Source organism: Pseudonocardia ammonioxydans, from assembly GCF_900115005.1.
Taxonomy (GTDB): Bacteria; Actinomycetota; Actinomycetes; order Mycobacteriales; family Pseudonocardiaceae; genus Pseudonocardia; species Pseudonocardia ammonioxydans.
On record NZ_FOUY01000138.1, the window covers coordinates 1 to 2,078 of the forward strand.

Genomic DNA, 2,078 nt, shown 5'->3' on the forward strand with positions numbered 1-2,078 from the left:
ACGATCAAGACCAACCTGTTCTGGGCCTTCGCCTACAACACGGCCGCCATCCCGCTGGCCGCCGTCGGCCTGCTCAACCCGATGATCGCCGGCGCAGCCATGGCGTTCAGCTCCGTCTTCGTCGTCGGCAACAGCCTGCGGCTACGCCGATTCCGAGCACGCGATCTGATCGTGCCTCCCACGCACCGAGGTGGTGCGGCCGCCATGGCCGCACCACCTGGTGCGTAGCTCGTCTTCCATACCCTCTCCCCGGGAAGCCCATCGCGCGTGGCGATCGAGCCCACGCTGTGGGCGGCTATCCTGAACCGTCGTCACCAGGACGGTCAGCACGTGCTGCCGCAGTGGTAGGCAGGCGATGGGGAGAGGCGGGGCCGAGTGAACACTGATCCTGCAGCGGCGCACGTCTCCATCGGACTCGGCAACTTGGAGCGCGCCGTTCTCGACGCCCTCTGGGACGCCGAATCCCCGCAACTCGTGCGGGACGTGCTGGCGACCCTCAGCGACGCCGATCGGCCGTTGGCCTACACCACGGTGCAAACGGTGCTCGAGAAGCTGGTCCGTAAGGGATGGGCCCGCCGCCAGCGGTCGGGTCGTGGTTTCGCCTACATCGCCTCGACCAGCAGGGAGCAGACCGCGGCACGACTACTGCATTCGCTGCTGCGCTCAGCCGACGAGGTCGACGCGGCGCTGCTTCATTTCGTGGGACTGTCCTCGGACCGAGAACAGGAGGTCCTGCGGCAAGCACTCACCGACGACCACACCTGATCGGCACGGCGTCACCCGGCTCCAGAGGCCACCGCTAGACGCCCCACACACAGGCGAGAAGCAGCGCCACCGTGGTAACGCCAGCAGCGACCGTCGATGACGCCACGCCACCGACGGCCACGGTGACCCGACCTGCTGTTCGTAGCACCCAACTGCGCTGTGGAGGGTTCGACGACAGGCGTCGCAATCGAGCTTCCACGGCCGTCTCCGACGCGTACAGCGCTCGTGGCGGTGCTGCCATCGCCGATGCGGCGGCGACCTTCAGCAGCGCGCCCCGCAGGACGGACCGCCCGCTGACCCGGGCGGCCTCTTCGTCTGCGACCAACTCGACCAGACGCCTGACCGCAACGGGTAGTTGCCGATACAGCGGCACGAATCGGGCGACGGCTCCCACGGCGTCGGCGAGAACGACGTGCAGGTGGTGGCGGCCCGCCAGGTGCGCCCGCTCGTGTTCCAGTACCGCATCGACCTCAGCCACCGTCAACCTGGTGCGTAGCCCCGTGGTCGCAACAATCGCATTGGCCCGACCACCCACGCTGAAAGCAACCGCGCCAGCATGTTTCACCCACAACACATCATGCTCACGATGTCCGAGCAGATCGAGCGTCTGCATGGTCGTGGTCGAGCGATCGCGGCTGGCCACGGTCCCGCGCCGGACGCGCTGCCCAAAGCGGAAGGTGAGAAGTGTCAGCGCCCCCAGCAGGCCGATCCCCACGCCCGTGTCCTGGTGTGCACTGGTCAGGCGCAAGATCATGCGGCACTGCTCGACCAACCACATCACCGGTGCGGGCCCGGCATGGCCCGGTATGAGCAGCACGGCGACTGCGAGACCGGCGCTGGTGAGGTTGCCGAGGACCATCGACCACCACAGCCACAGCAAGCACAGCGGGTCGCTGTTGGTCGACTCCAGACGCGTCAGAACACGTGGTGCGAACGTGGCGGTCAGCAGGGCTCCGGCGACCAGCAGAATCGACGTCGTCACACCACGCTCCCTGCCCCTGGATCGTCGGCGACTGGGCCGACTGACCCCCACATGCTAGCGACCACCACCGCACCGACTCCGAAGGGACGTCGGCGAGCGGGTGGTGCGATTCGTCCTCACGCCTGCGGCCCCTCCGGACGCCCAGGCCGCAGACGCATGTTCCTTGCAATAGCCCAATGATGGCTCATGCTTGCAGGCATGACCGACACGCAGGGTGGCCGGTGGGCCGTTGCACCGGGGCCCTGACCCCGTTCCGTGGACACGCTGATCCCCGCACGGTCGGGGGAAGCGAGATGATGTCTGACCATGGCCCGCAAGAACTACTCCGACG

At 67.6% G+C, this 2,078-nt stretch carries 3 protein-coding genes; 2 read left to right on the top strand and 1 reads right to left on the bottom strand.

Annotation, left to right across the window (positions count from 1 at the left end):
- Both BM093_RS34665 and BM093_RS34670 read left to right on the top strand, forming a co-directional pair.
- Nucleotides 1-228, top strand: a 228-nt coding sequence (locus BM093_RS34665) for a hypothetical protein (protein WP_143105725.1), incomplete at its 5' end; no start/stop codon positions are given.
- Nucleotides 229-375: 147 nt separating this feature from the next.
- The gene (locus tag BM093_RS34670; RefSeq protein WP_245774002.1) at nucleotides 376-765 is read left to right on the top strand and encodes a BlaI/MecI/CopY family transcriptional regulator; all 390 of its coding nucleotides are present in this window, start codon (nucleotides 376-378) and stop codon (nucleotides 763-765) included.
- Nucleotides 766-799: 34 nt separating this feature from the next.
- Here the strand turns inward: BM093_RS34670 and BM093_RS34675 are convergent, their stop codons facing one another.
- The gene (locus BM093_RS34675; protein WP_093357671.1) at nucleotides 800-1,747 is read right to left on the bottom strand and encodes a M56 family metallopeptidase; all 948 of its coding nucleotides are present in this window, start codon (nucleotides 1,745-1,747) and stop codon (nucleotides 800-802) included.
- Nucleotides 1,748-2,078: the final 331 nt, after the last annotated feature.